The sequence below is a fragment of the Acidithiobacillus sulfurivorans genome (genome assembly GCF_018853815.1).
Lineage (GTDB): Bacteria > Pseudomonadota > Gammaproteobacteria > Acidithiobacillales > Acidithiobacillaceae > Acidithiobacillus > Acidithiobacillus sulfurivorans.
In genome coordinates, this window is the sequence record NZ_JAAOMP010000172.1 from 1 (window position 1) to 25,168 (window position 25,168).

Here is a 25,168-nt window from a genome sequence, read left to right on the forward strand (position 1 = left end):
CCGGCAAATCCGGCAGGTTATCAGGTGGTCAATTTAAACGCTGTTTTCCACCCAATTCTGGCAACTTTTGCACGCTGTTTAACATATAGATGAACAGAATGCCAGTCTATTTCCTTTCGCATGGTGGCGGGCCATGGCCGTATGTCGACGACATGCGGCAACAGTTCGCCAAGACAGAACAGGAATTCATCGCATTGCCTGGACGTCTGCCCGCGAAACCGGAAGCAATATTAGTGATAACCGGTCATTGGGAAGAAAAAGATTTTACCGTTTCAACCGCCGAGCGTCCGCCCATGGTTTATGACTACTACGGATTCCCGGAGCACACTTATCACATCCAGTACCCCGCGCCAGGCTCGCTCAAGCTTGCTTCACGCGTGCTAGCTTTGTTGTCGAATGCTGGCATTGCGGCGAAGGAAGATGCCAGACGTGGTTTTGATCATGGGACATTTGTCCCAATTACACTCATGTATCCGAATGCAGATGTACCGGTTGTGATGCTATCGATGAAATCGAATTACGACCCGCACGAGCATATTCGCGTTGGTCAGGCACTTACCCCTTTGCGTGATGAGGGTATCCTGATTATCGGCAGTGGCTTGACTTACCACAACATGAGAGGGTTTGGTCGTGATGAATCCACTCCGATTGCTGACGCATTTGAAAACTACCTCAGTGAGGCGGTTAAACAAAATAATGCTGAGGTAAGAAATGACATGCTGGCGAAATGGGAAACTGCACCTGGTGCACGATTGGCTCATCCGCATGAAGACCATTTGATTCCTCTCATGGTTATTGCCGGCGCAGCGGGAGAGGATAAAGGAAGGTCAATGTTTGTAGACCATGTAATGAAAGTTCCAATGGCAACTTATGAGTTTGGGTACGGTAAATAAGAAAAGCGCAAGCTTGAATATGACCTTCACTAAAATGAAAGGGAATTTCAAAATTGAAAAATATGTTTCCACTTTTCTGTTGTCAGCTGCTGCGCGGAATCGATGCTTCCTCGACTCAGAAGTCAGATGATATCGGCGTGATTAAGTATTTGCATGCGGATTAGGAGTGATAAATGAGGATTGGTTAGTCTTATACACATCGTCTGTACGATTTGAAAATCTCAATATGATCCAGGAGAATAGTGATGAAAACGTTTGGTTCTAACAGAATGAAGGAAGAAGTGATTTTGGTAGCCCGGTTTTTGCTGGTTTTACTGTTTCTCATATTTGGATGGGGAAAGTTGACAGACTACTCCGGAACAGTTGCCTATATGCAGCAAGTTGGGGCACCGATGCCGCCAATTGCTACGATCATTGCGATATTTATGGAAGTTTTTGTTTGTTCAGCAATACTTGTTGGAATATTTACCCGGCCACTAGCCGTTTTATTGGCTATTTACACTCTGGGAACGGCATTGATCGGCCATCATTACTGGACCATGACGGGAATGGCTCATTTCGAGGGTAAAATCAATTTTTATAAAAACATCAGCATCATTGGTGGATGTTTCCTTCTATATGTTACCGGAGCCGGGAAATACTCGTTAGATAATAAATTAGGGCTATGATGGAAATATTTCGCTCTTCGATCTTTTGAGTGGGATGGATGAGTGGAGACCACAGACCACGTGTCTGGACTTCGCTAATGGCTGATCAACGATGGGGGTAAATCCGATAACGAATGGAGATATCCCCATCGGTCCGTTTTCGATAGGCTTCGTATGGAGGTGATTGCTTCACGACCCATTGGTGTCCTGAATTTTGTGTAAACGGCGTTTTCATTTAAGGTTGTGGCATCCGATCATCGAACTGGATGATAAAGCGGTTTAGGGCGGCTTTCCAATCCCGGATTGGCATGGTCCACTTTTGGCTGATATCCTGCAGGGCCAAATAAAATAGTTTCAATAAGACGTCATCACTCGGGAAAGCACCCCGATTCTTGGTAATCTTGCGCAGGTTCATGTTGACGGACTCAATGGCGATAGTGGTATAAATCACCTTGCGGATTTCTAGAGGATAGTCGAAAAAGGGAATCAGGTGTGCCCAGTTCCGCCGCCAGGACTGCACGATGGGCGGATAGGCCTCACCCCATTTCTCTGCGAATGCAGCCAGCTCGGCTTCCGCGACCGTGGCCGCCGAGTAGATGGCCCGCAAATCCGCAGCGACTGCCTTGCGTAATTTCCAGCTGACGTAGTGCAGGCTATAGCGAACCATATGCACAATACACAGCCGCACAGCCGATTTGGGAAAAACCGTTTCGATGTCTTCAGGAAAACCTTTTACCCATCCACACAGGTAATGTAAATATCCTGTACCCCCCGGTTCTTGATTTCGGTGACCAACTTGCAGCCAGAACTTGGCGCCCTCCGTCTGGGCGATCCACAGGCCCAGCACATTTCCTTCTCGCCGGCTAAATTAATGCCCAGAGCAAGGTAAACGGCCTTCGCATGCACGGCGCCATTATCACGAGTCTTCACGTGGATAGCGGCTCGAAGCTATAGTCAGCGCATATGGATGATCCGCGTCAAGGACACCTGAGGCCGCTCGGCTTCCTGCACTTGGTGTACGGCGGCGACGGTTAGTCGAGACGATCACCTGCATGGAGGACGGACCACGAGGCGCTGATGAAGGAGGCAGCACGCTCAAGAGCCACGCGAGCCGTATCTAAGACGCCGACGTCACGCTGGAAGACGTGATGCATACCCTCGTAGATGTCGAGGGTGACACCCGCACCCTTGGCAGCGGCCTGATGGGCATAGCGAGTCGAGTCATCGAGGAGTAGTTCGTCGCTACCTACCTGGATGTAGATTGGCGGCAGCCGCTCGGGGATGCCATAGAGCGGCGAGGCATCCGGATCGCGGGGGTTGTGTCCATTGAGGTAGGAGTGCGCGAGTCCATTGATGACGTCTTGCGTGAAGACCAGATCGCGGGTGGAGGGGTCACGGAAAGACGGGCCGCTATTGGTCAGATCGGTCCAGGGAGAGAATGCAACGATCGAAGTCAGCTTCGGCCCCGCAGATGTGGCCCGGCCGGCCATGGCCAGGATAAGGCCGCCGCCGGCAGAATCGCCAACTGCTGCGTACTCGCTTACGTTTTGTGTGGCAAACCATCTCTGTGCCGACCGAACATCGTTGATGGCGGCGGGAAAGCGGTGTTGGGGCGCCAACGCGTAGTCGACGCTGAAGACGGCGCAGCGTGTCAGAGCGGCGATCTGGCTAACGAAGCCGATATAAGCTTTGGCGTCGCCTAAGTGATAGCCACCACCGTGGACGAAGAAGATAGCTCTCCTGGGAAGCGCCTGATGCGGTCGAATCCACCAACCGCGGACATCTTCGGTCGTAACCGGCTCGATCAAGACGCCATCCGCCAGCGGCGTCTGTGCCGCCATCGCGGCATAAGCGAGCCGGCGATCATGCGGGTACAATTCGTTAAGCAAGGCGTTGCGTCGGAAAAGGAGCTGTTGCCGTATGTCGTCGCCTGGCTGCATGACATAGCTCCGCAAGTTGGGCATTATTTTGTCTACTCGTGTGTTTTTCAGCATGATATTTCTCGTACGGTCGATATCGCTCACGATGACGTACGCTCAGGACGAAACAAAGCGTTCATTGAAACTGCGAAAGAGCTTCGGGTAGTCACCCTTCTCCGCGTTCCGAAGGGGCAGCACACGTTGCACGAGGACTTCGTCAACATCTGGGGCTGCATCCAGGATCGACATGGTCTCCTCGATGAAGTCGGTAAGTGGCATAGCCGTGGGATCGGTGGCCTGCGTTTCACCCATCAGCTCGGTTTGCACGTAAGGCGGTACGAGTTCATGCACTCGTACTGAGGTATCTCTTAGCTGGAACCTCAGCGATTGCGAGTAAGAGTGGATAGCCGCTTTGGTCGCGCTGTAAGTGGGTGTGTCCGCTCGGGGCATGAACGCTAGTCCAGACGAAATGTTCAGGATGGCAGCCTCCGGCTGGGATCGCAGGTGGGGCAATAGACCCGCATTGAGGTGGATGGGACCAAGCAGATTAGTGGCCACGGTCTCGAGGGCGTCGGTGGTTTCCACGGTGGGGGCCAATAGGTTCTCCGTGCGCATGATCCCGGCGTTATTGATCACCACGTTCAGACGCGGGAACGTCACTACGACCTGTCGCGCAAAGGACGAGATCGCCGCCGCATCGGTCACGTCCAGAACAGCAGCATGCATGTTCGGCCGACCGGCGACTACTGCGTCAAGCTTCCCCTTGCTGCGGCCTGTGATGATGACCGTGTTGTCACGCTTGTAAAAGGCTTCGGCGAGCGCACGGCCGATGCCCGAGCCGCCGCCCGTGATCAGGATGGTGTTGTCAGTTGTTCGCACGATACATACTCCTGGTTTAGTGATGATCTTGACATAGTTTGGTACCAAATTATAATTATTCTGTTATCGAAATAGAAGAGTTACCAATTGAAGCCTGGCAATCATCAATCTGCTGGAGCGTGGGCTAAGAATTTCCATTTGGCGGCCAGATCGGTTATCGACATGACGTTACAGCCTTACGATCTTGGACCAACGCAGTGGTATGTACTCTGGCACCTTGTTCATGACGGGTCGCTTGCGCAGCGAGATCTGCTGCAACCACTGCAGATCGAGAAGGCGACTCTGAGCGGGGTTGTCTCGGCACTTGTACGCAAGGAGCTTATTGAACAGACAACCGATCCAGCAGACCAGCGACAGAAGCGGCTCTCGATAACGCAGGCAGGGCAAGCCCTTTGGGCAAAGCTTCCAGATCCGATCGACTTGATCCTGAAAACGGCCTTCGCGGGCGTCTGTGAACACGATCTGGCAACGGTCACGCAGGTACTCAGCCTCGGTACCGCCCGGTTAAACAACCTTCTCAATAAGGATAAGAAATCATGACCGTTCTTGTTACCGGTGGCACCGGCCTGGTTGGCACCCGCCTGCTGCCCCGTCTCCTGGAAGCCGGCGTAGACTGTCGTGCGCTTGTACGCGAGGGTAAGACTACTCCCTCAGGCATAACGGCAGTTGAGGGTGACATCCTGGATCCTGCCTCACTGGTCAACGCCGTAAAAGGCATTGAGGCAATCATCCACTTTGCCGCCATCCTGCGTACAGCGGAGACGAAGCAGATCTGGAACGTTAACTTAGACGGCACGCGCAATCTGATTGCTGCGGTCAGAGAACACGCTCCCGATGCTCGATTCATTATGGCGAGCACAGGTCTGGTTTATAATGAAAAAAGTACCAGACCCGCACTGGAAACTGACCCGGTCGCTCCGGAACGCGACTACCCCGCCAGCAAAGTTGCAGCCGAAAAGCTTCTTCAAGATAGTGGCTTGAAATGGGCGATATTGCGCTTTGGCTTCGTTTATGGCGACGCTGATGGACATATTGAACAGATTCCGCAGATCGCACAACTTTTAAAGCTTCATCCGGCCAACCGCTTGAGTATGCTTCATCATCGTGATGTTGCAACATTCGTGAAGATGGGAATCAGTGGGATCCTTGACGGTCGCATCGTGAATGCGGCGGACGATGCACCGATGACCATATTTGATTTGAGTGCTTTGGCAGGCAAACCTACGGATATTGCGAGTACACCTCTTACGTGCCCTTGGTCTGGCGTTTTGGATGTATCTCTGGCACGAAGTCTGGGCTTCAAGCCCGAAGTAGTGACAACTTGGCAGGCTGCGCGAGAAAACACGCTCTGACGCGTCATAAGCCCAGCCAACGCCGGGATGGATTGATTTGGGCCAGTTGTTGTTGAGGGTACTGCGGTTATGGAAAGAGCCCGCGGAATTGGAGAGTGAACCATTCCGGGGGCTGGCCTTACTAGACTGATTTTGACGGCCCCCCAGAGGGATGGATCTCACGCTGTTATCCTCTCGTCAGTACCAATACACATCAGGTTGTTGGCCACTGTACGCACCCGACAGACTTGTTTATCGCAAAATCCATAGCTGGAAGCCCAAAAGATGGACCATTCCTCGACGCCATGATTGGCACCGGACTGGTCGCCAAAAAAACGGTTTTGCATCTTTTGAAGAAGGTTTGACAGAGGTTTAACACTTGCCGCCGCAATCATCGGGTAAATACGCTCCTCACTCCAGCAAATGCAGATATCGGCTGGTCACCACTATACTACTATGCCCCATGTTGGCCTGTACCTGGCGCAAATCCATGCCCTGCGCGAGCCACAGACTGGCGGCGGTGTGCCGCAACAGATGGGGTCCGACCTGCGGCTTATGAATCGCGGTGCGCTCAATGAGGCGCCGGATCACCAGGTACATGAATGCAGCACTTAAGGGCTTCCCCTGATCAGTCAGAAACAGGGTATCCGCCGGAGACTGAATCCTCCGCCTGGCGGTGAGCCAAAGCTCCAGAGAATCGGCGGGCGGGGGAGGGAAGCGCACCAATCTTTCCTTGTTACCTTTACCGATGACGCGCAGGCGTCCGGAGAGATATCCGTTCAGGGCATCGAGCCTGAAGCTGGCCGCTTCATGGGCACGCAATCCCGTGGACAGTAAAAAATCGACCAGCGCCGCATCCCGATAGCCGGCAATGGTTTCAAACCGCTTGGCTTCGGTGCGGAGCTGGTCGATCTCCGCATGATCGAGAACGGGAGGCAGACGATGGGGTTTGGCGCCGCCGCGCCCCCCGCGACCTCCCTGGCCCCCCGTGATGGCCCGTTCAGCGCGTTGCCGGACTTTTTCCTCACGGAGCACTCTGGCCGGGTTAAAGGGGAAGTCCCGCGTTTTTTGCAGCCAGTCAAAAAACAGCATGAGGGCAGAGTATCGGACCATCTGTGTGGAAACCGGTGCAATGCCGTTTTTAGACTGGATAATCCAGTTTTTCACAAAAGACAAGGAAACTGCCTCTATCTGTTCGATTCCGCTTTCCTCAGCATGATGGAGAAACTGGCGGGCTTTGACCGTATATCCCTTGATAGAGGTCTGCGCGTAGGGAATCTCAAAAAATGGACTTTTCAGCCATTTTTCAAAGTCGGTGATGAGGGCATCCACGGGTAGCATCGGGTCTCCAGGGGCTTTTTGTGACTGTAGATCGGATAATATAATACTTTATTCTATCTAAGAATGTCTCAATGCTACCAAGAACAGCGCAAAAAACAAAACACTTATTCTATATCTGTGTTTGCATTTACAAAAAACCGGCATAATATCGAATTATCGTATTATTGCCATGGAGAACCACTATGCAGATTGTAAGGCCAACTAGACGGGTTTGTGCAGATTTCTTCGGTGATCCCGCAATCGAGCTGGATCTGCTGGAAGTTCAGCTGGGGATAAATCGGGCTTACCGCAACAAAGGCGAGCGCGACACGGCTTTGATGGAACTGGCCGTGCTCTCCCTGAAAAAGCATGTTGCGGCATATTTCGGGCTGAATGGGGACAAGTACCCCAGTTATGCAGATGTAGCAGCCTGGCTCGAATCAGACGGATACCTCTCGAAATTCACGGATTTTCTGTTGCACGACAAAAAACCCGCCCTGATCGCGCATGACCCAGCAGAACCGGTGGACACGAAACATGGACACCCCGGCTGAGGATACAGCTCAACCCTGGGAGAGGGCAGCGCAGCACCTGTCTGGAGTATTGGAACGTCGGCGGGGAATCTGTGCCTGGGAACGCGCCACCGACGGTCGCTGGTATCTGATTCAGGTCGTGCCCACCCTGTTTCCCGATGAGGAGGTCATTGAAATAAGTTGGGGTGGTCGCCAGCGGCCCCCCTCGCGCATCTTGCGCCTCCCTCTGGAGAAGACCTGGGATACTGAGGCCTGGTCCCGGGATATTTGCCGGCGTAGACACCAGCACGGATATCATCCCGTCCACAGTTAAGAGAATCGGAATACGATGACCGATCCAGCTTTTGATATTGAAAGGAAAAGAAGATGATAAATAGCAACGATGCAGAGAAATTAGTAAAATCTAGCCAGTCTGCAAACCTCTTGGTGCAAGACTTACGCGAGATGGTCAGTGCGACCGATCCTTTGTTGGGTGAGCTTGCTATTGAAATACTGCAGCAGGCTTGTTGAGATCGAAAAACGATTGAACCGGATCAAGGCTATCGCCAGCTCAGAAACTAATACGGAATAAGCAAATACACTGGACGATCTCCTTTTATGTAGTTTTCGTTCCATTCGACTTCAGATCCATCAAAGGAGCGTATATGAAATCGTCTGTGCAACTAAAAGTGGGTAACTGGTAACATACTGGAAAGTAAGATGTACCCAGATGATCGGAGCCGTGACCGTAAGGTGGTGATTACAGCACTGAACCCGAAAATGGTGTACTTCGATCAGAAAACAGACCGAAGGATGCCAGCAAGATCAAGGGGAATAGTGCTGAAAGCACATTTCCTAAAGTATGCGCGGGAAGTTGTGGGGTAATATGGGAAACCGGAGTTAAACAGGCTGCTGATCCTACTCAAGACAAATCGTTGTTTTGTGGAGTTGTTATGATAAAGAAAATAGCTGGAATAGCTGCAACATCTTTTCTATCGGGCTGTGCAATGGTGGGAATTCATTATGGAACGGAATATACCGGGCACTATACCCCCAGGGGTACCTATTACCATGAGGCCGGGAAAACCATTACTAGAAAACAGGAAATCTATCCTGGGGACGTGATGGCCACCATCAGCGTTATAAAGGCCCATACAAAACTCACATCAACAAGCGATTGCTATATCGAATGGCGCAGGGATGGTCACTCATTCATAAACATATCCGGGGCGGACAGGCGTATCTGTCCCAGGGGACCGCTTTCAAAAAAGGGCACCGATACTACATTATTCCAGCCCTGCCATCCAATGACAAAGCGAATCAATATGCGGCAGGAAATTATGCAATACCTTATTATTATTACAGATATGGTTCCGACTGGTGGGCGCATACCTTCCATGCCATAGGTGGATCACATTTTGTAGTTGGTGATAAGACGGGTCTAGTGTCTGGGCCAATCTACTTCAATAGAGATAGCGTTGCTTCCGTATCTTCGTACCATAGCAATTGTCTTTTCAAGGTTGACCATACCGATCATCGGTCAACCTATACATTAATTTATGCGGGCTTTCTCCCCGAGGGAAGGCTGAAGTTTGATGTGCTTAGAAACAATGAAAGCTATGGTCATTTTATCAACTCAATACTTCCGGGTAAGGCCGATACAAAAGTGAATGGTATCGTTTTTTCATTGGACATTAAGAGCGCAAACAATAAATATATTGTTGCAAAGGCTAATGCATGGATATACAAGGCTGGTGGTAAGTCTACGAGTTAAAAGATTCCGAGTTGATTCGTAACGTCAGTGATGCGACGAACTTTATCCATGAACGTCAATAAGGAGATATTTTCGATGGAATCATCCAAAGATGAAGCCTTAAAACGGATTCAAAAACAAACTGCCATGTATCATCTATTTCGGTCTTATGCCCAGGTCGAAGGCGATAAACTCAAGGAGATCGTCGCAAGACTGGTTGATGATATAGCGCCCTGCAAAGCAGGGGATTATGTCAGGACACCTGAAGGCTATGTTTACAAAATAGAGGTGGTCCACCTCTTGTTTGAAAACGATCAGCCAGACGCTTTCTATTTCCAGTGTGAAGGGGCACCCGTCATGGAAAACGAGACGCTAGGCCCGGTGGAATCTCTGGTTGAGCCATTAAAAGTCATTCAGAGGGTAGAGAGGCCCATCAGTTTTCACTAAAGTTACCAGACTGTTGTGGCATTCAAATAAAGATGGTAACAACGAAATAAAGTTGGCAACTTTTATGCATCATTACCTCACTGATTTTAATGCGGTTATTGCAATACGCCATCATTAGTTACCAACTTTATTTGTATTCTACATTACTCCGGAGAAAAATATGAATAACCAAACATCCACCACTGAAACACAAAAGAACTATAAAAAATTCTTTTCTATATTAAAAAAAACACACCTTATAATTCCAGTCATTAGCTTAATAAGCGTGGCTTTGGGACTTTTTATTGGTTTTGCAACAGCACTACACTGGTCAATTGTGGTTACCGGAACCACAGACCAAACCGGATACCTCTTTGGTAGATTGGCTGTGCCAATGGGAATTATTGTCCTTGCAATCTTAATAATCTATTCCATTCTACCATTTTTATTAGGTTCCCTTGCGACAATTATGACATCTTATGAAAGCCTGAAAAAAATATCACCAAAACATCATCTAGTTATATCTATTATTGTAGCAGCAATATATTTAATATCATGTTTTTTACTTAACAATTCAATATGGCTTCTTCTTGCAATTGGAATGGTTTTTTTCTTTTGGAGATGTGTATATTATTTTGATGGATCGGAATATGAAGAATCCAAAAACAAATCTGATTATGATAATATAAAAAATATTATCAATATGATTATTTTTGCTGCCATCGCTCTTGCAAGCGTTCTTGTTGGTTTATTAATATTATTAAATTACACCAGAGTTGCTTCTATAGGGTATTCTAAAACAGACTATAATATATTATATTTTTTATTATTTTTACTTTCTTATGTTTTTACTGTTTCTGGCGTCATTTATGCCGCGATAGGCAAAGAATTAAATATTCCTTTTGTTACGTTTGTTGTTTTCTGTATTGGATTTGTAATAATATTGAGTGACATCCCGCAAAATACTTTGATAAGCTTAAATCACGGGATTTTACCCACACCAAAAAAATTACAATCAGCAATAAAACTAGCAACAAAAAAAGTAAAAAACAAAGGAACAGAATCAAAGAATGCGAAATGTACGGCTATGCACATAATAACCCATAAAAACTATAGACTTTTTTCATGCGGCACCCAGAAAAATTCATGGAAAGGGAAGATATTTTATGAGAAAATGCCGTACACATACATTAATAAAGTTACAAATAAAAATGAAATAATATCAAAATATTACTGTTTTACAACGGGTGAAAACGGTATGTATCTACATTGCATAAGCAGAGATAGTCTTGTACCTCGATAAAACGTCAAGATCGACACGTGTTGACGGGCAATAAAGTATCATCCCGAATAAATATTTTCATCTTGAACAAGGCTAAAAATCATGGCTTATTAGTGCTTTTCCTGGCGATTCGTGTTGGGTCATTGCTTAGATGGCTCTCAGGATCAGTACACGATTCGTTCACGCTTGTTAGGTTTATTGCATCTATTCGATCTTTGAAAAACTCCCGCATGTCTTCTAAAGATGGGCATTGCGCATCGTTGTTCATCAACTGATGGTATCCCTCATCATGCTTCATGACCGGGAGAGTGGAGAGCCTTTTCATAAAAACATCCCACGCATTGTAAGTCGATGATGCCATAATCACGGACTTGGCCTCATTCAGATCAGCATGGTGGCTTTTTAGCAGCGTATATAGATCAAAATAGTCTCTGGATTTTGTTCTTTCCATAATGAGCATTGTTTTAAGAAAGAAAATCTCTTGAGTGGTCGCAACGCGCAATGGCTCTTCAGGACTTGAATGGATGCCGCTCAATACTGCAGAGGCATCCGGACTAGCATAAAAAAAAGTTACTTTTGTTCCATTTATGACGTAATCTTGATGGAAATCATCCAGATCAAGTCCGTCATTGATGAAGTCATCTTCTTCTGCTGGATGCGATATTTTCTCTGCGTGAAATCCATACTCATTTCTCAGGCAAAAAATAGCCTTGTCAATTTTTTGCCTGGGTAATTTTACGTCGTGCAAAGAATCATCATGCGCCCATATAAAATCAAGATCTTCACTGATTCGATGCCCTATTCTCAACGACAACGCGGTTCCACCCACAAGAACAAACCCGGATAAATTTTCACTTGCTGCCGAGCCGTATAGAATTGACCACAATTTACGGATATTTTCTGGTAGGGAGTCATCATTCAAAACGTCCATTTTTTGCCCTCCCGATCAACATTGCCAGAAAGTATCGTTTCAACTGAGGTAGATTGTCCGATTCTTCAGACAGGTACTCCATGTATGCGGATTCTATTGACTGGGCACCAAACAACCGTGCCGCCGATAGAATAATCGTCCAGCTTTCACTCATGAGCGCCTTTCGTAAAAGCACAGCATCATCTGCATTCGGATTCGACCAGGCAAGGCGAACACGGTACCGATCCCGCCATTCCTGCTTGGTCAGTGGCGGTACATACGGTTCAGCGGGCGCAGGGGGGTACAGCGCATCCCGTTTATACCGATAAAAACGGTTTCTCAGATCATTATCCATATACTTTTTTTAGAAGCTCCTTGTATGTTTTCGTACCGTTGGACTTCAAACCCCATCATCGGCATCTTCGGACATGCGCTGGATGACCTGTTGTGCTTGGGAGAGGGAAGTGCCGCCGCCAAAGATAATTTGTGCATCCCGGGCCTTGCCAGCCGCGCAAATGGCACGAATGGCGTCAGCTACCAGAATGCCTTTCTCGATAATGTCTGGAGATAATGGGAGTAATCCCAGCTTCCGGGCTAGATTTATGTTCGCGAGAGACTGGTCTGTCACTCCTCTACTCAACTTTTCGTTCTCGTTCATAATTCACCAGTCTTTTCCCGAAGCCGATTTTGCGAACAATACGGCTATTGCCCACATCGAAGGCCAACCACGCGGGAACTTGTGTGGTGCGTCCGGAGTTGTATTCAACCACGGCACTGTTAGGTTTAGGATCAATACCGAGTTTTACCAGCGCCTCTTTCGCGAATATCTCCGGCCAAACCAAGGGCGCTGCAGACTGTATTTCTGGAATAAACTCACCCCGTACCAATACCCCGTATCCTCCACGCACCAACACGCCCTCAGACACCAGCACTCTGATCGCCTTATCCACGCCAGAGCGGGATTGCGAGAGCGCGTTGAACTCCGAACGAATAAAAGCATTTTCATCTGGACGGGCAGACAGGTAGTCCAGGATGCGCTGTTTGACCTTTGATGCTTTCATGGAAGGGTCCCCTATATCTAACGGACACATTTTTGCACCGTTGAGCTATCTTGTAAAATCAGAAGGATAGCTTTCTATCTATACCAATGCAGTCTCTTTTGCTGTGTCAATCCAGGTACATCTTTGCAATGTGACTACTTTTCATGAAAGCAACACTTTTAGTTTCTTGGCTTGCCTGGGGTGTTGGCCATACTGCCAGCCTGCTCCCGGAATATGTTCGGGCAAATGGCCACTTAAATATGTCTACCCACAAAAATCCGCTCGTTTTTTGCATTGTTTCGACCGATTTGTTGTACCCAGGTTGTATCCAGACTTTGTGCTTATATCGTGTCCGTGCGGTTTTGATTTGATCACGGCGCGCGGGGTTATGTTTTTGTAGTTACCCCCGCGATGCCGAACAACCTGGTCAGGCTACACCGTTGTATGGATCCTTTTTTGTGACAGGCCGCGCTTATCCGCGCAAGCGGTCAACGGCTATTAATGTATAATGTAATTAGTCATTTATACGGCCGTTTGTGTGACATTATGAAGAACGGAGATTCTCCGGTCAAAAATAGTCATTTAACCCGTCATCTTTTCTATGCTCTGCAAAGGGCTAATAATTCTATAATGTAACCGCTTGCGTTACTGTTACTGTTTCCGCTCCAGAGCCGAGATGTTACGTTAACTGGTAGATCCCGGGCCACAAAAATGCTCCGTTGTCAGCGCGCGTTACAGTAACGGATCGATGTGCTTTTCTCTCCCGGCCAGCATTTTAATCCAGTTTCCTCATCAAGCGCTCTATCTCCACCCGAGTCGAGCTATTGGCCATCATCCAATGCGCGGTATCCGGGCAAAGCCGTTTCGTTACCTCGCACAGCAAGCGATGTAACAAGACCAAATTCATCATAAATATGGGTTCATGATGTGCTACCCGATTACGCAATTGGCGGAGTTTTTCTAGATCGCGGTTAAGTTCTGCGCGCTTGGGGGGTTTGTTGGGGAGAAAAGCCTTGTGCAGCACAGGAATCCAAAGCGTGTGCTCCAGATTTGGGTCGGTCAGATTGACCCAAAAACCAAAGGTCAATTCTGCGATCACTTTCCCAGGCGGCACAGCATATCCTCCTGCATGATGCTGCGCTTTGGAGAGAATATCGCGGTTACGTTTCCCGATAATTTTCAGTAGCGGCACGGCGGTGAACCATTGGTCGCCATAGGCGGCGGTTAACTGTTCGTTGAAACGATTTCGTAGGACGACTTCCGTGTAATGCAGATCTCCGAAGAATGCCATGCTCACATGGCTGTTGCCGACGTATAAATCCAAGGCGCGGGCTGCGTCTCCCTCTGCGGCGTCCAAGTATTTGCTCAGCCGAGGCTGGGATAGCGTCTTTATGATTGCATGCTGGGCAGCCGTGGCAAGGGATTCGTCATGAATATACTGTGCCCACAAACGATGCAACCATCGCTGGGCGATGATCAGCCGTGAGGGCATGTTGTCCTACCTCGTGAATAAGGTTTATAGTATCCCAAAGCAAGCCCCCGGTGTGACCTCTGCGCAAGCATGCCCCCGGGGGCATCGTTTTTCGGGGGTAAGGCTTTTTGAATGCTTGTCCCTGTTTGTTCGTGTCATGGTTCAACTATCTTGAATTTCGGCTTACCCTTGCGCCGGATTCGCGCAGACCGCTCTGCCTTTCTCTGTTCGCGCTGTTCCAGCTCCTCCATCGCAAAAGGAGTCGCCTCTTTGACCAATCCAGCAAAGTCATACAGATTTGTTTTGCTCCGATCCCCGATAACCCGCCGTTCAATCCGTCGAATAAAACCGGCCTTTTCCATTTTCTGAATACGACGACGCACCGTGGAAGGATCTACACCAATAATATTGGCGATTGTTTGTTTGGACGGGAAGGGAAGGTCGTCGGCGCGCCACCAATAAGTGAAAAGGACCAGCAGAATATTCATGTCCAAGGCGTCCAGGCCCAACGCCTTTTGGCGCAACACGATCGTATTGGGGAGCGACATCCACCCCGCCCGGATGAGTGATGGTCCCCACTTTTTTTCGTTTTCCTGTACGATCTCCCGGGCAGATCGCTGAACGGTTTTGGTAGGCTGCTCTAAATCATCGGTATGAGTGGGCGTTTCTGGTGTCATGGCGCATCTCCTGAGGCATGGAAAGGATTCTGCGCTCCGGCTGTTGCTTCCTGCAAACAGGACTGGGAGGCCACAACGCCTTCCACCAATCTTGTTTTCATTGCGTAGTCATTCCGTGTATTTTCCTCGTTCGTGTTATATATCTTTGCAGGGCTATAAAACCCTCCAGGAGGAGGGCGTTTTCGCTCTCCTTGGGAGGCTATATTGCCTCCCTGCGAGCAATGGTCTACACGAAAGGCATTGTTTTCATATAGACACAGATGGGGTCATTGCGCACTGAGCGTCGCGCTAACAGGCGCTTTCGTTGGATACACAGGCATTTTCTGACCCTGGCTGATCGTCGGTGCAACCAGGGCGCGCTGATTGTCATGTCGGATGACCGGAAGGGTCTTTTGTGGTTTGAGGCCCTGAATAATCTTTGCCTGTGTGACAGGCCTAATCTTTGCGATATCGTCATGGGGTTCAATGACATTTGATGTAATAATAATGGACAGAACAAATCCCAAGGCTATCGACAAAATACCTAAGGGTGGCAAAAGCTTATTTCTAATAAAACCCAACATACCATGATTGTTCACGATATTCTTGAAATATTTCTCAACGATATCCATGGCAACATCCCAGTCCCTACGAATAGGCGCGAACATAATCAATCCCGCCACCATCTCAACAAAGAATGCCAATGCTTTATACGTGAAGTCGGTGTTATGGATATGCAAAGAAAAAGCCAATACCAGCAGAAACCCCACCAACATTCCCGCGATCAGCCAAAAGAAAGCATCTGATACTGCATAGTAAAAAAGCAATCCCCTAGAAAACTTCTTTTTTAACCGATATGTTGGCTCGGTATCATCAAATTCCAGTACGGATCGCGTATATTTCATACGCGAGAGCAGATTGATATCATCTTTTCTGACCAGATATTCCAGTTCTTTTTCTTCTGGACGAAATCCGAAGATTTGGTCAAAGAGCATCTGTTTTGCCGCAACGCTTCCTTTACAGTTGACTACCTGGTCATGCAGATTTTGCATCTCTAAGATCTGGGTTGCGCTGTTCTTTCTCCGGAAAGGCCACGTGGTGTCAAGACTGATAACGACTTTAATGAGGCCAGAACCGAGCACAAGACCTAGAGCATAAAATATTATATTGAAAAGCTCCGCCATTGACTAACTCCTTATTCTAATCGTGAGAAAATCGAATAAAAAATCATTCTTCCAAAATAGTAGCGACTTCTCTGCTTCTATATTTCGACATTTTTCCAAAACTCCCCATCATATATTAATTTCTAGTTTTTAATCATCATATCCAAAAATCGAGACCAATTGGTTATCTTCCTTATATCAGTAAGACTCTGGATTCTCAATGATGCAACATCCAATCAAATCGTGATGGCGGCAACTTCCAACCATATAAACCTGGATAGTGCTTATGGTCGACAACCTGTTTATAGTTAGCGTAACAATGTCCCTTGATCACGCGCCACCCTTTGCTTTTACAGTTCAAAAACATACCCGCTCCATTGGTTTGCACCATCCGGTACAGTCGTTGCCCCTGAATAGTTTTGTAAAAATCCATTTCGCGCTGATGACTCGATGAAATGAGCCACAGCAAATCTTTCTGCACCTGGGGAAGCTGAAGCTCCCGATTATATAACGTGCCTTGGGAGTATCCCGTCTCATGCCCAAAACCCCAGGCCAGAGCCCCTACGGCAACTAAAACGATGCCCGCCACGGCAGCGCCGATGCTGGTCCATTTCCGGTTGTATCCGGTGCCGACCTTCCTGAGAGCATCGGATGCCGCAGATTGCCATTGAGCGATGGCTTCGTCCCGGCGGGCGGCAATCGCTGTATCCACGGCTTTCTCGAAGGCGCCGGCAGCTTCTCTTGCCGTAGTGGCGGCATCAGAACACGCGGATTGTGCCGCATATTGGGCAAAGCTGACCTGAGTTCCGACATCTCGCATAGTCTTATTTACAGCGTTCTGGACTTGGTTGCCAAAATCCTGGGCCACAGTTCCTGCCACCTGGGCCAATTGTTGCTGATGGTCTTGGATATTCTGGTTGAGCCAGGTAGAGAACCGGCTCATGTCACCGTTCAGTTCACGGACCGCATGAATCGTCCCGTCCTGAATGGTTTTCGGAATCCGGTCGATGCCTGCATTCAGAGTCCGCGCAATCTCGGCCAACGATTGCCGGGCCCCTTCAGCCGACTGGGTCGCCTGCCAGGCAATGACCACCAGCGCCCATAGTGGATCATTGGCATCCTGGATACCATGCGCCATGGCGATGGTCAGCACCTCGGCATGGGTCGTCGCAGGCAGTTTGGCGAGCAGCGTATCGCGCAGGCTGCTCATGGGTCAGCCTTCCGGGGTCAGGATGGGGGCCAAGGACGTGAAAGACTGTTGCAACCAGCGATGCATGGCGATTTTGTCATAGACCAGGATCCCTTCGCCCCCTTCCTGGGCCAGGGTCTGTATCCGTCCACGGGTGTGGAGCATCTTGTCGAAGACGGCCCGGGGCGACAAGGCGGGCATTACGCTCTCTCGCAGCTCAGCCTCCTTCCGGGCCTTGTGGGAATACCAGGCGAAGGACTCCTGTTTACCCTGAAAAGCGGGGAAAAGTACCAGTCGATGTGCCGGATCAATGTAGTGCAGTACGCCCCTGTTCAGGCTTTTGGCGAGGCCGGCAGCGGGGGTATCCCCTTTGCCGAGGCTGTAGGTGCAAAAGAGGGTGTAGCCCAGGGCGTCGGCGACCATGCGCAGGGGTTCGGCCAACTGGTCCAGCGTCTCGGAGGCCCCCGCCGGGAGATTGATGACCACCTGGTCCCCCGCCTCCTGTTCCAGCCAGTAGCTCAGATTAGCCATGGCAGTTTCCGCGTCGCCCGCCCGGTTCAGCGGCAAGGTACCCAATTGCACGGCAGGATCATCCACGTAGCGGATGCCCACATCCGGTTGGCTGGGATCCCCCTCCACCAGCGAAACTGACGCGTCATTCTGCAGGAGAAATTCGGTCAGGACAGCGGCCACTATGGACTTCCCCACGCCGCCCTTATCGCCATGGCTAATGTAGATGCGCTTCATTTCTGCTCCTTTTGGCCGATCTGGAATTTGGCCATGAATTGTTCCGGATCTTCGTTATCCTGCGCTTCTGTGAGCGTTCCGAAATTAGACCGGTTTTTTTGCGGAAGTTCACGTTTTAGTAACGGTAATTGTTGCGGACTCAGGCGGCCATCCGCCATCGCTTTCTGCGCGCGTAAAAAGGCCTGACGTAATTGCCCCCAGGTGTGCAGGGGAATTTCTGAGGAGAGGACATCAAAGATTTCCTCCCAGGTATATCCTTCCAGACGGGCCTGCTCAATGGCTTGCACATAGCGGGCAACGCGGGGAGTGAGTCGTTTAGGTTCCATGACGGGCTCCTTGTGCATACCGCCGTAAAACGACGGATATATAATTCAATATGACTTATTATGACGGTATTTGCTCTTTTAGCAAGCAGAAAACGTCACTTTACAATGAACCCGCATACTTTCGACGGGCACCTCTAGTGCCCTATTTATCCACACAATCACACCCAATGATGTTGCGCCATCACAGGCCCCCTGGTAAGGTCACCCAAAGGACCGATCGCAGGAGCTACGCCATGCTGAGCATCAAGAATGTCCGTAGTAAGAACGGTAAGTCCGGCGGGATGGCCAACTACCCTGAAGAGGGTCTGACGATGAAGCCCGGCGGCGAAAATGCCCCAAAGAAGGATGGTGTGCTGTCCTATTATCAGGGCGCGGAAGACGGCCACGGGATATGGTTCGGCACCCTGGCAAAAGAGGTGGAATATCCGGAGTTGGTGGATCACGATGCTTTTGTGGAAGCCCTGGAAGGGCATTTCCCGGGTGATCTGGACATCTCTCAAAGAGGACACCGACAAGGCGATCGGCGCCTTTGCACGGACCTGACTTTCAGCGCACCGAAAAGCATCTCGTTATTGGCGCTTGTGGAAAATGACCGGCGAATTCTGGAGGTGCATCACGCTGCCGTACGGGAAGCGCTCCGCTTTATCGAAAAAGAAGTCCTAACCGCCCGAATGGGTAAAGGCGGCACACGGATTCAACGTACTGGAAAAATGCTCGCGGCCACGTTCAAGCATGAGGACGCTCGCGACGTAGATGGCCGGATCGATCCCCAGCTGCATACCCACTGCATGGTAATGAACGTAACCCGGCGGGAGGATGACACCCTGTCGGCCATGGTGCTGGATTTCGGGATGAATAACGTGCGAATGCATCTGGCGGATGCGATCTATAAAAACGCATTGGCCCGAGGGGTACGGACACTGGGGTATGGCATCGAGCGCACGAAGGACGGCTTCGAGGTGGCGGGTATCCCCCCGGAAGCGATCACGCGGTTTTCCCAACGCAAGGCGCAGATTGACGCGGCCCTGGAAAGCGTGGGGCTGTCCCGGGAACACAGCACGGCGACACAGCGGACTCACGCGAATCTGGCCACGCGGCGCAGAAAAATCCCGATGGACAGGGTGGCATGCCGTTGGGAGTGGCGGGAGAGGGTCCGGGAGGCTGGGCTGGATCTGGCCGCACTCCAGCGAGCGGCCCAGGGTCGAGAGGACGTATTGCCGGACATCTCAGCGGACGCTGTGCAATCGGCCGCCCGTCACCTGAGTGAACGGGATACGGTGTTTTCCCGCGATGCCGTGCGTCTGACGGCACTACAGTCGGCGGTTGGTGCAATTGCTGGACTGGACCAGGTAGACGATGCCCTCACCCGGAGTTCCGCGCTGATCTCAGTCGGGGCCGATCAACTGACCACCGAGGCCGCCTTGCTGCGGGAGCAGACTATCCTGGCGCGGGTTGCGATGGGACAGAATCGCTCTTCTGCGTTCCTGGAGGCCGCAGCGGCAGATCGTCTCATCTCCGACCGGGAGGCTGTCCAGGGCTTTCCCTACAGCGCTGGCCAACGGGCCGCGCTGCAACTCGGACTGACCAGCACTGATCAGGTCCTTGGTGTGGTTGGTTCGGCGGGGACGGGCAAAACCACGAGCATGGCGGGCATCGTGGCGGCCGCACAGGCGCGGGGCTATCAGGTTGTGGGTCTGGCCCCTTCGGCGGCAGCCAGCCGGGAGCTGGATAGTGCGGGCGCTACGGATACCCGGACGTTGGCGCGCTATTTGTTGCAACCGGACCCAGCGGAAGGACCGCGTTATCTTCTCCTTGATGAAGCTGGCATGGTCTCGGCCCGGGATATGGAACTGCTTTTGCAACGCTTACGTCCACAGGATCGTCTACTGCTGGTGGGCGATCCCCGCCAGCTGGCGAGCGTGGAAGCCGGCAACCCCTTTGCGCTGCTATTGGATTCAGGTGTACTGGCCCATGTCCGTATCGAGGAGGTCCAGCGGCAACGGGATCCCCAGTTGCGCCGGATCGCCGAAGCCTTTGCGGCGGGGCGTGCCACAGAGGCGGTGGCTGCGGCACAACCCTATCTGCGGGAAGTACCGATTTTGCAGAGTGGCCAGGATCGACAGGGGCGACCGAAGGTCACTACAGAGGATCGGCAGCAGGCTATCGCTGCCGCCTGCGCGGCGGACTATCTTGCCCGCAATCCAGTCGAGCGTGAGCGGACCCTCTTGGTATCTGGCACCAATGCCGTGCGGGCCAGGATCAATACGGATATCCGCGCCGGTCTGCAGGCCCAGGGAGCAATCGGGCCGGAGGCGGTGACTATCACCGCGCTGGACAAGGCGAATCTGACGCGGGAGCAACGGACCTTGGCCGAGCAATACCGGCCCGGCATGGTGGTGCGGATTCGCCGGCCGCGCCAGGGCGTCAGAGGAAAGCTTGAAGAACAGGCCTATACCGTGATCGGAACCCAAGGTGGACAGGTTTTGCTCCGCGATGCCGCCGGGGCAGAGATGCCGTGGGATCCGGCTCGAGCGGATCACTCACTGGTCAGTCTCTATCAGACGAGAACCCTACCCCTGGCCACCGGGGATCGGGTCCTCTTTCGGGAAAATCAAACGCAGGGAGAAAAAACCCGGATCGTCAACGGCCAGACAGGGCAAGTGGTCGCAGTAGATACGCGTCGGGGTTTGGTGACTATTGCTCTGGAGGGGCAGGATATGCCACTGGAGGTAATGGCGGATCAAGTAATAGCGCTGGATTATGGATGGTGCCGAACCATCCATGCCAGCCAGGGGCAGACGGTGAATCATGTCATTGTTGCCGGTGAAGCCTCCCGGCTGGCTACGGCAGAAACGGCCTATGTGGCGGCCAGCTGGGAACGATGGAGCCTGGTGATTTATACGGATGACCAAGAGAAACTCCAGCAGAGCTGGACCCGCTGGGCGGAACGACAGAGTGCCATGCAGGCGACCCGGACCCGTATGGTGCCACACCTGGACACGTTGACTGCCTTGCGGGAACGGGCCGCCGCCGCATTGGGACGGGAAGGAGATCTAGCTCGCGTACGGGTACCGGAGCAGAAGCCCATGCAACGACCGGCGCCGGATCAACAACCGCAACCGCCCAGTCGGGGATTCGGGCCGGGACGATGAAGGAAGTCCGCAACCTATCTAAAAATCACGACAGCAACCCGATCATCGCCGCTCGTAATACGGCGGAGGTCGTAGCGACCAGAGAGGCGTGGTAACCTGGCTGTACAGACTGGCATGGGCCCTTCCTGGTGCCCATAGACTGACACTTCCGACCAACAATCAACGGCTCTTGTTCTCGATACAAGACGAGGCACCGATGTTTTGATCATGGAGAGATTTTTTCAGTTTTTCAGTGGGGCTGCGCATCAGCGGAATCTGTTGCCCATCAATCCGCACAGGATTTGCGGCAAAGGCTCGACAAAAGGGCTTTTCACCGGTTTTGAGCCTGCAGCCAAGGTCGGTTACGACGCGGCGCTATCATGGTAAGCACCATATTTGGTGCCGTCTGGCTTGGCGGGCATGGCCAGCAGGATCAGCACAATCAATCCGCCCAGGTAGGGAATCAGATTGAGCAGGACCAGCCACCCCGACAGGCCCGTATCATGCAGACGGCGCACTTCGGCACCGAGGCTGGGTAAGAGCATGACCAGTACGTAAATGCCGTAGACAATCATGAAGATTGAACCCAGCAGGGAGTGGGATTGCAATCCCCCGGTCAACAGTCCGGCAAGCAGCACAATCGCAAGAATGATGAGAAAGTTGCACAGGGCAAACCACCAGAATTCCGCACGACTCATGCGTCCATCGAAACGCAGATAGTTTTGGGTGACGGTGTGGACATAGATATCGAACATACGCATGGATTTTTCTCCTGAATGGATTGGTGAGTGATGTCTTATCTAGGGTTTTTACGATCCTAGTCCTAACTTGGTCTGGGACCTTGCATGTCCGTACGCTCTTTAGTTTAGTTTGGGAACCGGGAGGTCTCTGGCCTGACCACCACTGGCAGCATCACGCTGCGGCCCACATCGTGAAGGCGAGACGCCGAAGTCGATAAGACTCCGGCCAGAGAAGAAGGTTTTTTGAGGTGCCCTGATATCAAGAGAAGGCATAGGCCAGACCGAGATCCATACCCAGCAGGTTCGTGGAAGACGGCGGCTCAAAACTTCCCAGATGAGTAGCAAGCGGACTGTTCAGACGACCTCCAGTATAGTTGAAGTGCGTAAAGTTCAGACCGCCAAAGACGTGCCAAGGCCCTGAAAGCTGGTAGTCTGCATTGAGAGCAATTTTTTCTTCTCCGCTGGTTTCAAAAGGTGCAGTTCCAAGATGATCCGCAAGTGGCGTGCCGGAAGGGGTCATCGCACCGCCGACAATCGCCAGGCCCTCCACATTGGCAGACAACACCAATCGCGACACGGGCGAGAACTGATAACGGAGCCCCGCACCGACCAACGCCGCATGATAAACCTCTTCCTGTATAGCCGATAAATTCCTATTCCAGCGCTGATACCCGCCCGCCACATAGGGCGTTAACAGCATGCGTTGACCCACGTGGAAACCCATACCCAGCCGAGCGAGAACACGTTGCGTGGTCGCATTATCTGTGCCTTGTACGTTGGGGAGCCCCGGCTTCTGCAAAAATCCCTGATAGTGCAACCCGCCACTGGCGTAATCATAGTGCACATCAAAGTAGAGATTGGGCAACGCATGGAAATAATCGCCCATCAGGCTGTAGTTGACCGCAAATCCAGGCATCCAGCCGGATTCTGTGTCACTTTTTCCATGCGTCTGCGCCGGCGAAAAGTGCTCCTGATAATTCATGAGCGTGCCTGTTGCGGCGATGCCGATTTCGTTATTGGCAGCAAGCAGCGGATTGCTGGGCGTCGCGGCCTGGGCCACATCCGATCCGACAGTGAGGCAGCAGGCCGTAAGATATCCCAGAAGGGCTAGATGGGTAGGGCGTTGCATGATAAAAAACTCCTTGGCGCGTGAGCTATTGATAAAAAATGACATTCGAAGATAAACGAAGTGTGCGTCGCGAATCTATCGGAAGGCGTTCATCAGATTGGATACGTTGTTGGCTAAATTGCCTACATTACCGATCGTATTGCTGGCACGATTAATCGCCGTGTTTACCGACGGCACATTCTGCGTCGCTTCGGGAGTGGCGGATGGATTGGGTATACATCGATACCCCGGTGGACAACCAGATGGTATCGTAGTTGCGGGAACTACCGTCGTTGTGTTGGGCAAGTTCTGATTGAAAGACGTGGGAACGGGCTGGATGGTGTCAGCATCCTGATTTGGGAGCAGCAGCGTCTGAGGAACAAAAGCAATACTATTTGCGCCTGGGGGGCTATCGAGGGTGCGAATGACCCGACCGTGCGGGCTCAGTACCCAGATACGCTGTTGCGTCAGCAAATAGAGGTGCCCATTCACTGGATTGGCAGCCAGTTTTTGGCCCAGGGGGCATGGGGCCTCGGTTATTCCGGGAATTTGTGGAAATGCAAAAGCGGGAGTGCCATCAGGGTGAAACACGCGAAAATGCTGGTCCGTATGGGTTACATGACTGGCCAATACATAGAGCAGGTTATTCCATGGGTTAAAGACCATGGCAACAACCGCACGGGCGACGGGCCATGTTTGTTCAGGCGTACCCTGATTGGAGTAGGACTGCACCTCATCCATGGGTAAGCCCGTGCTTACTGCATCATTGGAAAGAAAGAGGGTACCCGTTTCCGGATTGGCTGTTTGCGCCTGTTCCCCGCCCCAATGGAAATCAAATCGTCCGGGCGTGTTATTGGCGGCTATTTCTGCCCCATTATCCGAATAGATAGAGGGATCTCCATCTATACTGCTGAAAGCAACCCGGTCGCCTCCCATCCAGTCGGCGAAAGAAAGCGACCCGCCTGCCGTGTGCGGTGGAAAGGTAATGGGGAGTGGCTGTCCCAGCGTGGTAGTTACATCTACCGGAACATGTCCTTCAGTAGCGATATACAGGGCCTGGTTTTGTGGATCGTAAGTAGTACCCCAAGGCGAACGGGTCATGGTGAATTGCTGGCTGAGTGCTGCAGTTGCTTGAGGAAGCACATGCCCCGTGGGCGATTCCACCAGCACCCCTGCCGTTCCGCCGCTATTAGCCTGCATGCTGATGTAAAGTGCCTCCACAGCCAGCGTCAACGGCCAAGCGACGGTATGTCCGTCTTCCTGGGTCTGGAGTGTCACGGCATAGAGCCCTGGTGCAATACTGCCGGGACAAGTCAGACGTACGGGCAACAGTCCATGCTTTGGCGGCATGGCTTGGGCGCGGACCCCCACAGGACCGCCCGATACCGTAATTTGTGGCGGGTTCACGGGATACGCGGGGTGCCAGGGGAAAGTGATGGTGTGCCGCCCGGTTTGCCCGGCAGCAAAAGCCATCACTTGTGAAGACTCTCCAGCCCCGAAAGTTGTGGGGGCTGCCCAGGCGACCCCGGTCACACAGACACTGGACAAATAAAAGCCCAGCAACCCGTGCAACAAAATGCAACGTTTATTTGCGGTCATCGGTTTCCCCTCGCGTCTTGTTGGACATGCGCCCGCGCGCGGGTAAAAATAACCATTTCTGAAGCGTTTATCCAGCAGGCACCATGGGAATACCGTAAAAACACGCACCCAAAGTCAAAAACACCG

At 51.4% G+C, this 25,168-nt stretch carries 29 protein-coding genes; 11 read left to right on the plus strand and 18 right to left on the minus strand.

Annotated features, from left to right (window positions below):
- Positions 1-98 precede the first annotated feature (98 nt).
- Entirely contained in the window at positions 99-893 is a 795-nt protein-coding gene (locus HAP95_RS16250) for a DODA-type extradiol aromatic ring-opening family dioxygenase (RefSeq protein ID WP_226832867.1), read from the plus strand.
- Positions 894-1,138: 245 nt separating this feature from the next.
- Entirely contained in the window at positions 1,139-1,561 is a 423-nt protein-coding gene (locus HAP95_RS16255) for a DoxX family protein (protein ID WP_215885175.1), read from the plus strand.
- Between the two features lie 214 nt (positions 1,562-1,775).
- Here the strand turns inward: HAP95_RS16255 and HAP95_RS16260 are convergent, their stop codons facing one another.
- The 3 genes from HAP95_RS16260 to HAP95_RS16270 all read right to left on the minus strand — a co-directional run bounded on the left by HAP95_RS16260 (position 1,776) and on the right by HAP95_RS16270 (position 4,338).
- Complete coding sequence (locus HAP95_RS16260; RefSeq protein ID WP_215885176.1) at positions 1,776-2,387, minus strand: IS256 family transposase; 612 nt, start codon at positions 2,385-2,387, stop codon at positions 1,776-1,778.
- Between the two features lie 184 nt (positions 2,388-2,571).
- Positions 2,572-3,480, minus strand: coding sequence for an alpha/beta hydrolase (locus tag HAP95_RS16265; RefSeq protein WP_215885177.1), 909 nt, complete (start codon positions 3,478-3,480; stop codon positions 2,572-2,574).
- A gap of 96 nt (positions 3,481-3,576) precedes the next feature.
- Complete coding sequence (locus HAP95_RS16270; RefSeq protein WP_215885178.1) at positions 3,577-4,338, minus strand: SDR family oxidoreductase; 762 nt, start codon at positions 4,336-4,338, stop codon at positions 3,577-3,579.
- Between the two features lie 87 nt (positions 4,339-4,425).
- On the opposite strand from HAP95_RS16270, the gene HAP95_RS16275 reads away from it, so the two are divergent.
- Positions 4,426-4,878: a MarR family winged helix-turn-helix transcriptional regulator gene (locus tag HAP95_RS16275; protein ID WP_215885179.1), complete on the plus strand. Its 453-nt coding sequence runs from the start codon at positions 4,426-4,428 to the stop codon at positions 4,876-4,878.
- The gene (locus HAP95_RS16280) at positions 4,875-5,690 is read left to right on the plus strand and encodes an NAD-dependent epimerase/dehydratase family protein (RefSeq protein WP_215885180.1); all 816 of its coding nucleotides are present in this window, start codon (positions 4,875-4,877) and stop codon (positions 5,688-5,690) included. Before HAP95_RS16275 ends, HAP95_RS16280 begins: the two co-directional genes overlap by 4 nt.
- Before the next feature lie 158 nt (positions 5,691-5,848).
- Here HAP95_RS16280 and HAP95_RS16285 read toward each other — a convergent pair whose 3' ends face one another.
- Together HAP95_RS16285 and HAP95_RS16290 are read right to left on the minus strand one after the other, a co-directional pair.
- The gene (locus HAP95_RS16285; protein ID WP_215885181.1) at positions 5,849-6,064 is read right to left on the minus strand and encodes a hypothetical protein; all 216 of its coding nucleotides are present in this window, start codon (positions 6,062-6,064) and stop codon (positions 5,849-5,851) included.
- A 16-nt stretch (positions 6,065-6,080) separates the two neighbouring features.
- The gene (locus HAP95_RS16290; protein ID WP_215885182.1) at positions 6,081-7,010 is read right to left on the minus strand and encodes a tyrosine-type recombinase/integrase; all 930 of its coding nucleotides are present in this window, start codon (positions 7,008-7,010) and stop codon (positions 6,081-6,083) included.
- Positions 7,011-7,192: 182 nt separating this feature from the next.
- On the opposite strand from HAP95_RS16290, the gene HAP95_RS16295 reads away from it, so the two are divergent.
- The 6 genes from HAP95_RS16295 to HAP95_RS16320 all read left to right on the plus strand — a co-directional run bounded on the left by HAP95_RS16295 (position 7,193) and on the right by HAP95_RS16320 (position 10,983).
- Positions 7,193-7,543 carry a hypothetical protein gene (locus HAP95_RS16295; protein ID WP_215885183.1) on the plus strand — a complete coding sequence of 117 codons (351 nt, stop codon included), beginning with the start codon at positions 7,193-7,195 and terminating at the stop codon, positions 7,541-7,543.
- Complete coding sequence (locus tag HAP95_RS16300; protein ID WP_215885184.1) at positions 7,527-7,835, plus strand: hypothetical protein; 309 nt, start codon at positions 7,527-7,529, stop codon at positions 7,833-7,835. Before HAP95_RS16295 ends, HAP95_RS16300 begins: the two co-directional genes overlap by 17 nt.
- Before the next feature lie 53 nt (positions 7,836-7,888).
- Complete coding sequence (locus tag HAP95_RS16305) at positions 7,889-8,032, plus strand: hypothetical protein (RefSeq protein ID WP_215885185.1); 144 nt, start codon at positions 7,889-7,891, stop codon at positions 8,030-8,032.
- Between the two features lie 422 nt (positions 8,033-8,454).
- Entirely contained in the window at positions 8,455-8,907 is a 453-nt protein-coding gene (locus HAP95_RS16310) for a hypothetical protein (protein WP_215885186.1), read from the plus strand.
- A gap of 416 nt (positions 8,908-9,323) precedes the next feature.
- Complete coding sequence (locus HAP95_RS16315; protein ID WP_215885187.1) at positions 9,324-9,701, plus strand: hypothetical protein; 378 nt, start codon at positions 9,324-9,326, stop codon at positions 9,699-9,701.
- Between the two features lie 160 nt (positions 9,702-9,861).
- On the plus strand, positions 9,862-10,983 hold the full coding sequence (locus tag HAP95_RS16320) for an MFS transporter (RefSeq protein ID WP_215885188.1): 1,122 nt from the start codon (positions 9,862-9,864) through the stop codon (positions 10,981-10,983).
- A gap of 79 nt (positions 10,984-11,062) precedes the next feature.
- On the opposite strand, the gene HAP95_RS16325 is transcribed toward HAP95_RS16320, so the two are convergent.
- The 10 genes from HAP95_RS16325 to HAP95_RS16370 all read right to left on the minus strand — a co-directional run bounded on the left by HAP95_RS16325 (position 11,063) and on the right by HAP95_RS16370 (position 18,464).
- Entirely contained in the window at positions 11,063-11,893 is an 831-nt protein-coding gene (locus HAP95_RS16325; RefSeq protein WP_215885189.1) for a nucleotidyl transferase AbiEii/AbiGii toxin family protein, read from the minus strand.
- Complete coding sequence (locus HAP95_RS16330; RefSeq protein ID WP_215885190.1) at positions 11,877-12,227, minus strand: hypothetical protein; 351 nt, start codon at positions 12,225-12,227, stop codon at positions 11,877-11,879. The genes HAP95_RS16325 and HAP95_RS16330 overlap by 17 nt, the downstream gene beginning before the upstream one ends.
- A gap of 45 nt (positions 12,228-12,272) precedes the next feature.
- Complete coding sequence (locus tag HAP95_RS16335; protein WP_215885191.1) at positions 12,273-12,530, minus strand: nucleotidyl transferase AbiEii/AbiGii toxin family protein; 258 nt, start codon at positions 12,528-12,530, stop codon at positions 12,273-12,275.
- Complete coding sequence (locus HAP95_RS16340; protein ID WP_215885192.1) at positions 12,505-12,933, minus strand: hypothetical protein; 429 nt, start codon at positions 12,931-12,933, stop codon at positions 12,505-12,507. The genes HAP95_RS16335 and HAP95_RS16340 overlap by 26 nt, the downstream gene beginning before the upstream one ends.
- Positions 12,934-13,687: 754 nt before the next feature.
- Positions 13,688-14,269 (minus strand): Abi family protein, encoded by a 582-nt coding sequence (locus tag HAP95_RS16345; protein WP_215885193.1) that lies wholly within the window; start codon positions 14,267-14,269, stop codon positions 13,688-13,690.
- A 269-nt stretch (positions 14,270-14,538) separates the two neighbouring features.
- Complete coding sequence (locus tag HAP95_RS16350) at positions 14,539-15,060, minus strand: helix-turn-helix domain-containing protein (protein ID WP_215885194.1); 522 nt, start codon at positions 15,058-15,060, stop codon at positions 14,539-14,541.
- A gap of 266 nt (positions 15,061-15,326) precedes the next feature.
- Positions 15,327-16,223 carry a hypothetical protein gene (locus HAP95_RS16355; protein WP_215885195.1) on the minus strand — a complete coding sequence of 299 codons (897 nt, stop codon included), beginning with the start codon at positions 16,221-16,223 and terminating at the stop codon, positions 15,327-15,329.
- 196 nt (positions 16,224-16,419) lie between these two features.
- On the minus strand, positions 16,420-17,412 hold the full coding sequence (locus HAP95_RS16360) for a hypothetical protein (protein WP_215885196.1): 993 nt from the start codon (positions 17,410-17,412) through the stop codon (positions 16,420-16,422).
- Between the two features lie 3 nt (positions 17,413-17,415).
- On the minus strand, positions 17,416-18,138 hold the full coding sequence (locus HAP95_RS16365; RefSeq protein WP_215885197.1) for a P-loop NTPase family protein: 723 nt from the start codon (positions 18,136-18,138) through the stop codon (positions 17,416-17,418).
- Positions 18,135-18,464, minus strand: a complete 330-nt coding sequence (locus HAP95_RS16370) for a hypothetical protein (RefSeq protein ID WP_215885198.1) — start codon at positions 18,462-18,464, stop codon at positions 18,135-18,137. The genes HAP95_RS16365 and HAP95_RS16370 overlap by 4 nt, the downstream gene beginning before the upstream one ends.
- Positions 18,465-18,697: 233 nt before the next feature.
- On the opposite strand from HAP95_RS16370, the gene mobF reads away from it, so the two are divergent.
- Complete coding sequence (mobF, locus tag HAP95_RS16375; protein WP_215885199.1) at positions 18,698-21,616, plus strand: MobF family relaxase; 2,919 nt, start codon at positions 18,698-18,700, stop codon at positions 21,614-21,616.
- 341 nt (positions 21,617-21,957) lie between these two features.
- Here mobF and HAP95_RS16380 read toward each other — a convergent pair whose 3' ends face one another.
- The 3 genes from HAP95_RS16380 to HAP95_RS16390 all read right to left on the minus strand — a co-directional run bounded on the left by HAP95_RS16380 (position 21,958) and on the right by HAP95_RS16390 (position 25,042).
- A complete protein-coding gene (locus HAP95_RS16380) occupies positions 21,958-22,356 on the minus strand; it encodes a DUF805 domain-containing protein (RefSeq protein ID WP_215885200.1) in 399 nt (132 codons plus the stop codon).
- Between the two features lie 238 nt (positions 22,357-22,594).
- Positions 22,595-23,464 carry an autotransporter outer membrane beta-barrel domain-containing protein gene (locus HAP95_RS16385; protein ID WP_226832870.1) on the minus strand — a complete coding sequence of 290 codons (870 nt, stop codon included), beginning with the start codon at positions 23,462-23,464 and terminating at the stop codon, positions 22,595-22,597.
- A 75-nt stretch (positions 23,465-23,539) separates the two neighbouring features.
- Positions 23,540-25,042, minus strand: coding sequence for a hypothetical protein (locus HAP95_RS16390; RefSeq protein WP_215885201.1), 1,503 nt, complete (start codon positions 25,040-25,042; stop codon positions 23,540-23,542).
- Positions 25,043-25,168 lie beyond the last annotated feature (126 nt).

Coding starts and splice junctions, on each gene's coding strand:
- HAP95_RS16355 (WP_215885195.1), bottom strand. CDS start 16,223: ATGGCGGAGCTTTTCAATATAATATTTTATGCTCTAGGTCTTGTGCTC.
- HAP95_RS16250 (WP_226832867.1), top strand. CDS start 99: ATGCCAGTCTATTTCCTTTCGCATGGTGGCGGGCCATGGCCGTATGTC.
- HAP95_RS16315 (WP_215885187.1), top strand. CDS start 9,324: ATGAACGTCAATAAGGAGATATTTTCGATGGAATCATCCAAAGATGAA.
- HAP95_RS16305 (WP_215885185.1), top strand. CDS start 7,889: ATGATAAATAGCAACGATGCAGAGAAATTAGTAAAATCTAGCCAGTCT.
- mobF (WP_215885199.1), top strand. CDS start 18,698: ATGCTGAGCATCAAGAATGTCCGTAGTAAGAACGGTAAGTCCGGCGGG.
- HAP95_RS16380 (WP_215885200.1), bottom strand. CDS start 22,356: ATGCGTATGTTCGATATCTATGTCCACACCGTCACCCAAAACTATCTG.
- HAP95_RS16390 (WP_215885201.1), bottom strand. CDS start 25,042: ATGACCGCAAATAAACGTTGCATTTTGTTGCACGGGTTGCTGGGCTTT.
- HAP95_RS16350 (WP_215885194.1), bottom strand. CDS start 15,060: ATGACACCAGAAACGCCCACTCATACCGATGATTTAGAGCAGCCTACC.
- HAP95_RS16370 (WP_215885198.1), bottom strand. CDS start 18,464: ATGGAACCTAAACGACTCACTCCCCGCGTTGCCCGCTATGTGCAAGCC.
- HAP95_RS16340 (WP_215885192.1), bottom strand. CDS start 12,933: ATGAAAGCATCAAAGGTCAAACAGCGCATCCTGGACTACCTGTCTGCC.
- HAP95_RS16335 (WP_215885191.1), bottom strand. CDS start 12,530: ATGAACGAGAACGAAAAGTTGAGTAGAGGAGTGACAGACCAGTCTCTC.
- HAP95_RS16325 (WP_215885189.1), bottom strand. CDS start 11,893: ATGGACGTTTTGAATGATGACTCCCTACCAGAAAATATCCGTAAATTG.
- HAP95_RS16280 (WP_215885180.1), top strand. CDS start 4,875: ATGACCGTTCTTGTTACCGGTGGCACCGGCCTGGTTGGCACCCGCCTG.
- HAP95_RS16320 (WP_215885188.1), top strand. CDS start 9,862: ATGAATAACCAAACATCCACCACTGAAACACAAAAGAACTATAAAAAA.
- HAP95_RS16290 (WP_215885182.1), bottom strand. CDS start 7,010: ATGCTACCCGTGGATGCCCTCATCACCGACTTTGAAAAATGGCTGAAA.
- HAP95_RS16285 (WP_215885181.1), bottom strand. CDS start 6,064: ATGATTGCGGCGGCAAGTGTTAAACCTCTGTCAAACCTTCTTCAAAAG.
- HAP95_RS16365 (WP_215885197.1), bottom strand. CDS start 18,138: ATGAAGCGCATCTACATTAGCCATGGCGATAAGGGCGGCGTGGGGAAG.
- HAP95_RS16295 (WP_215885183.1), top strand. CDS start 7,193: ATGCAGATTGTAAGGCCAACTAGACGGGTTTGTGCAGATTTCTTCGGT.
- HAP95_RS16360 (WP_215885196.1), bottom strand. CDS start 17,412: ATGAGCAGCCTGCGCGATACGCTGCTCGCCAAACTGCCTGCGACGACC.
- HAP95_RS16330 (WP_215885190.1), bottom strand. CDS start 12,227: ATGGATAATGATCTGAGAAACCGTTTTTATCGGTATAAACGGGATGCG.
- HAP95_RS16385 (WP_226832870.1), bottom strand. CDS start 23,464: ATGCAACGCCCTACCCATCTAGCCCTTCTGGGATATCTTACGGCCTGC.
- HAP95_RS16300 (WP_215885184.1), top strand. CDS start 7,527: ATGGACACCCCGGCTGAGGATACAGCTCAACCCTGGGAGAGGGCAGCG.
- HAP95_RS16255 (WP_215885175.1), top strand. CDS start 1,139: ATGAAAACGTTTGGTTCTAACAGAATGAAGGAAGAAGTGATTTTGGTA.
- HAP95_RS16265 (WP_215885177.1), bottom strand. CDS start 3,480: ATGCAGCCAGGCGACGACATACGGCAACAGCTCCTTTTCCGACGCAAC.
- HAP95_RS16310 (WP_215885186.1), top strand. CDS start 8,455: ATGATAAAGAAAATAGCTGGAATAGCTGCAACATCTTTTCTATCGGGC.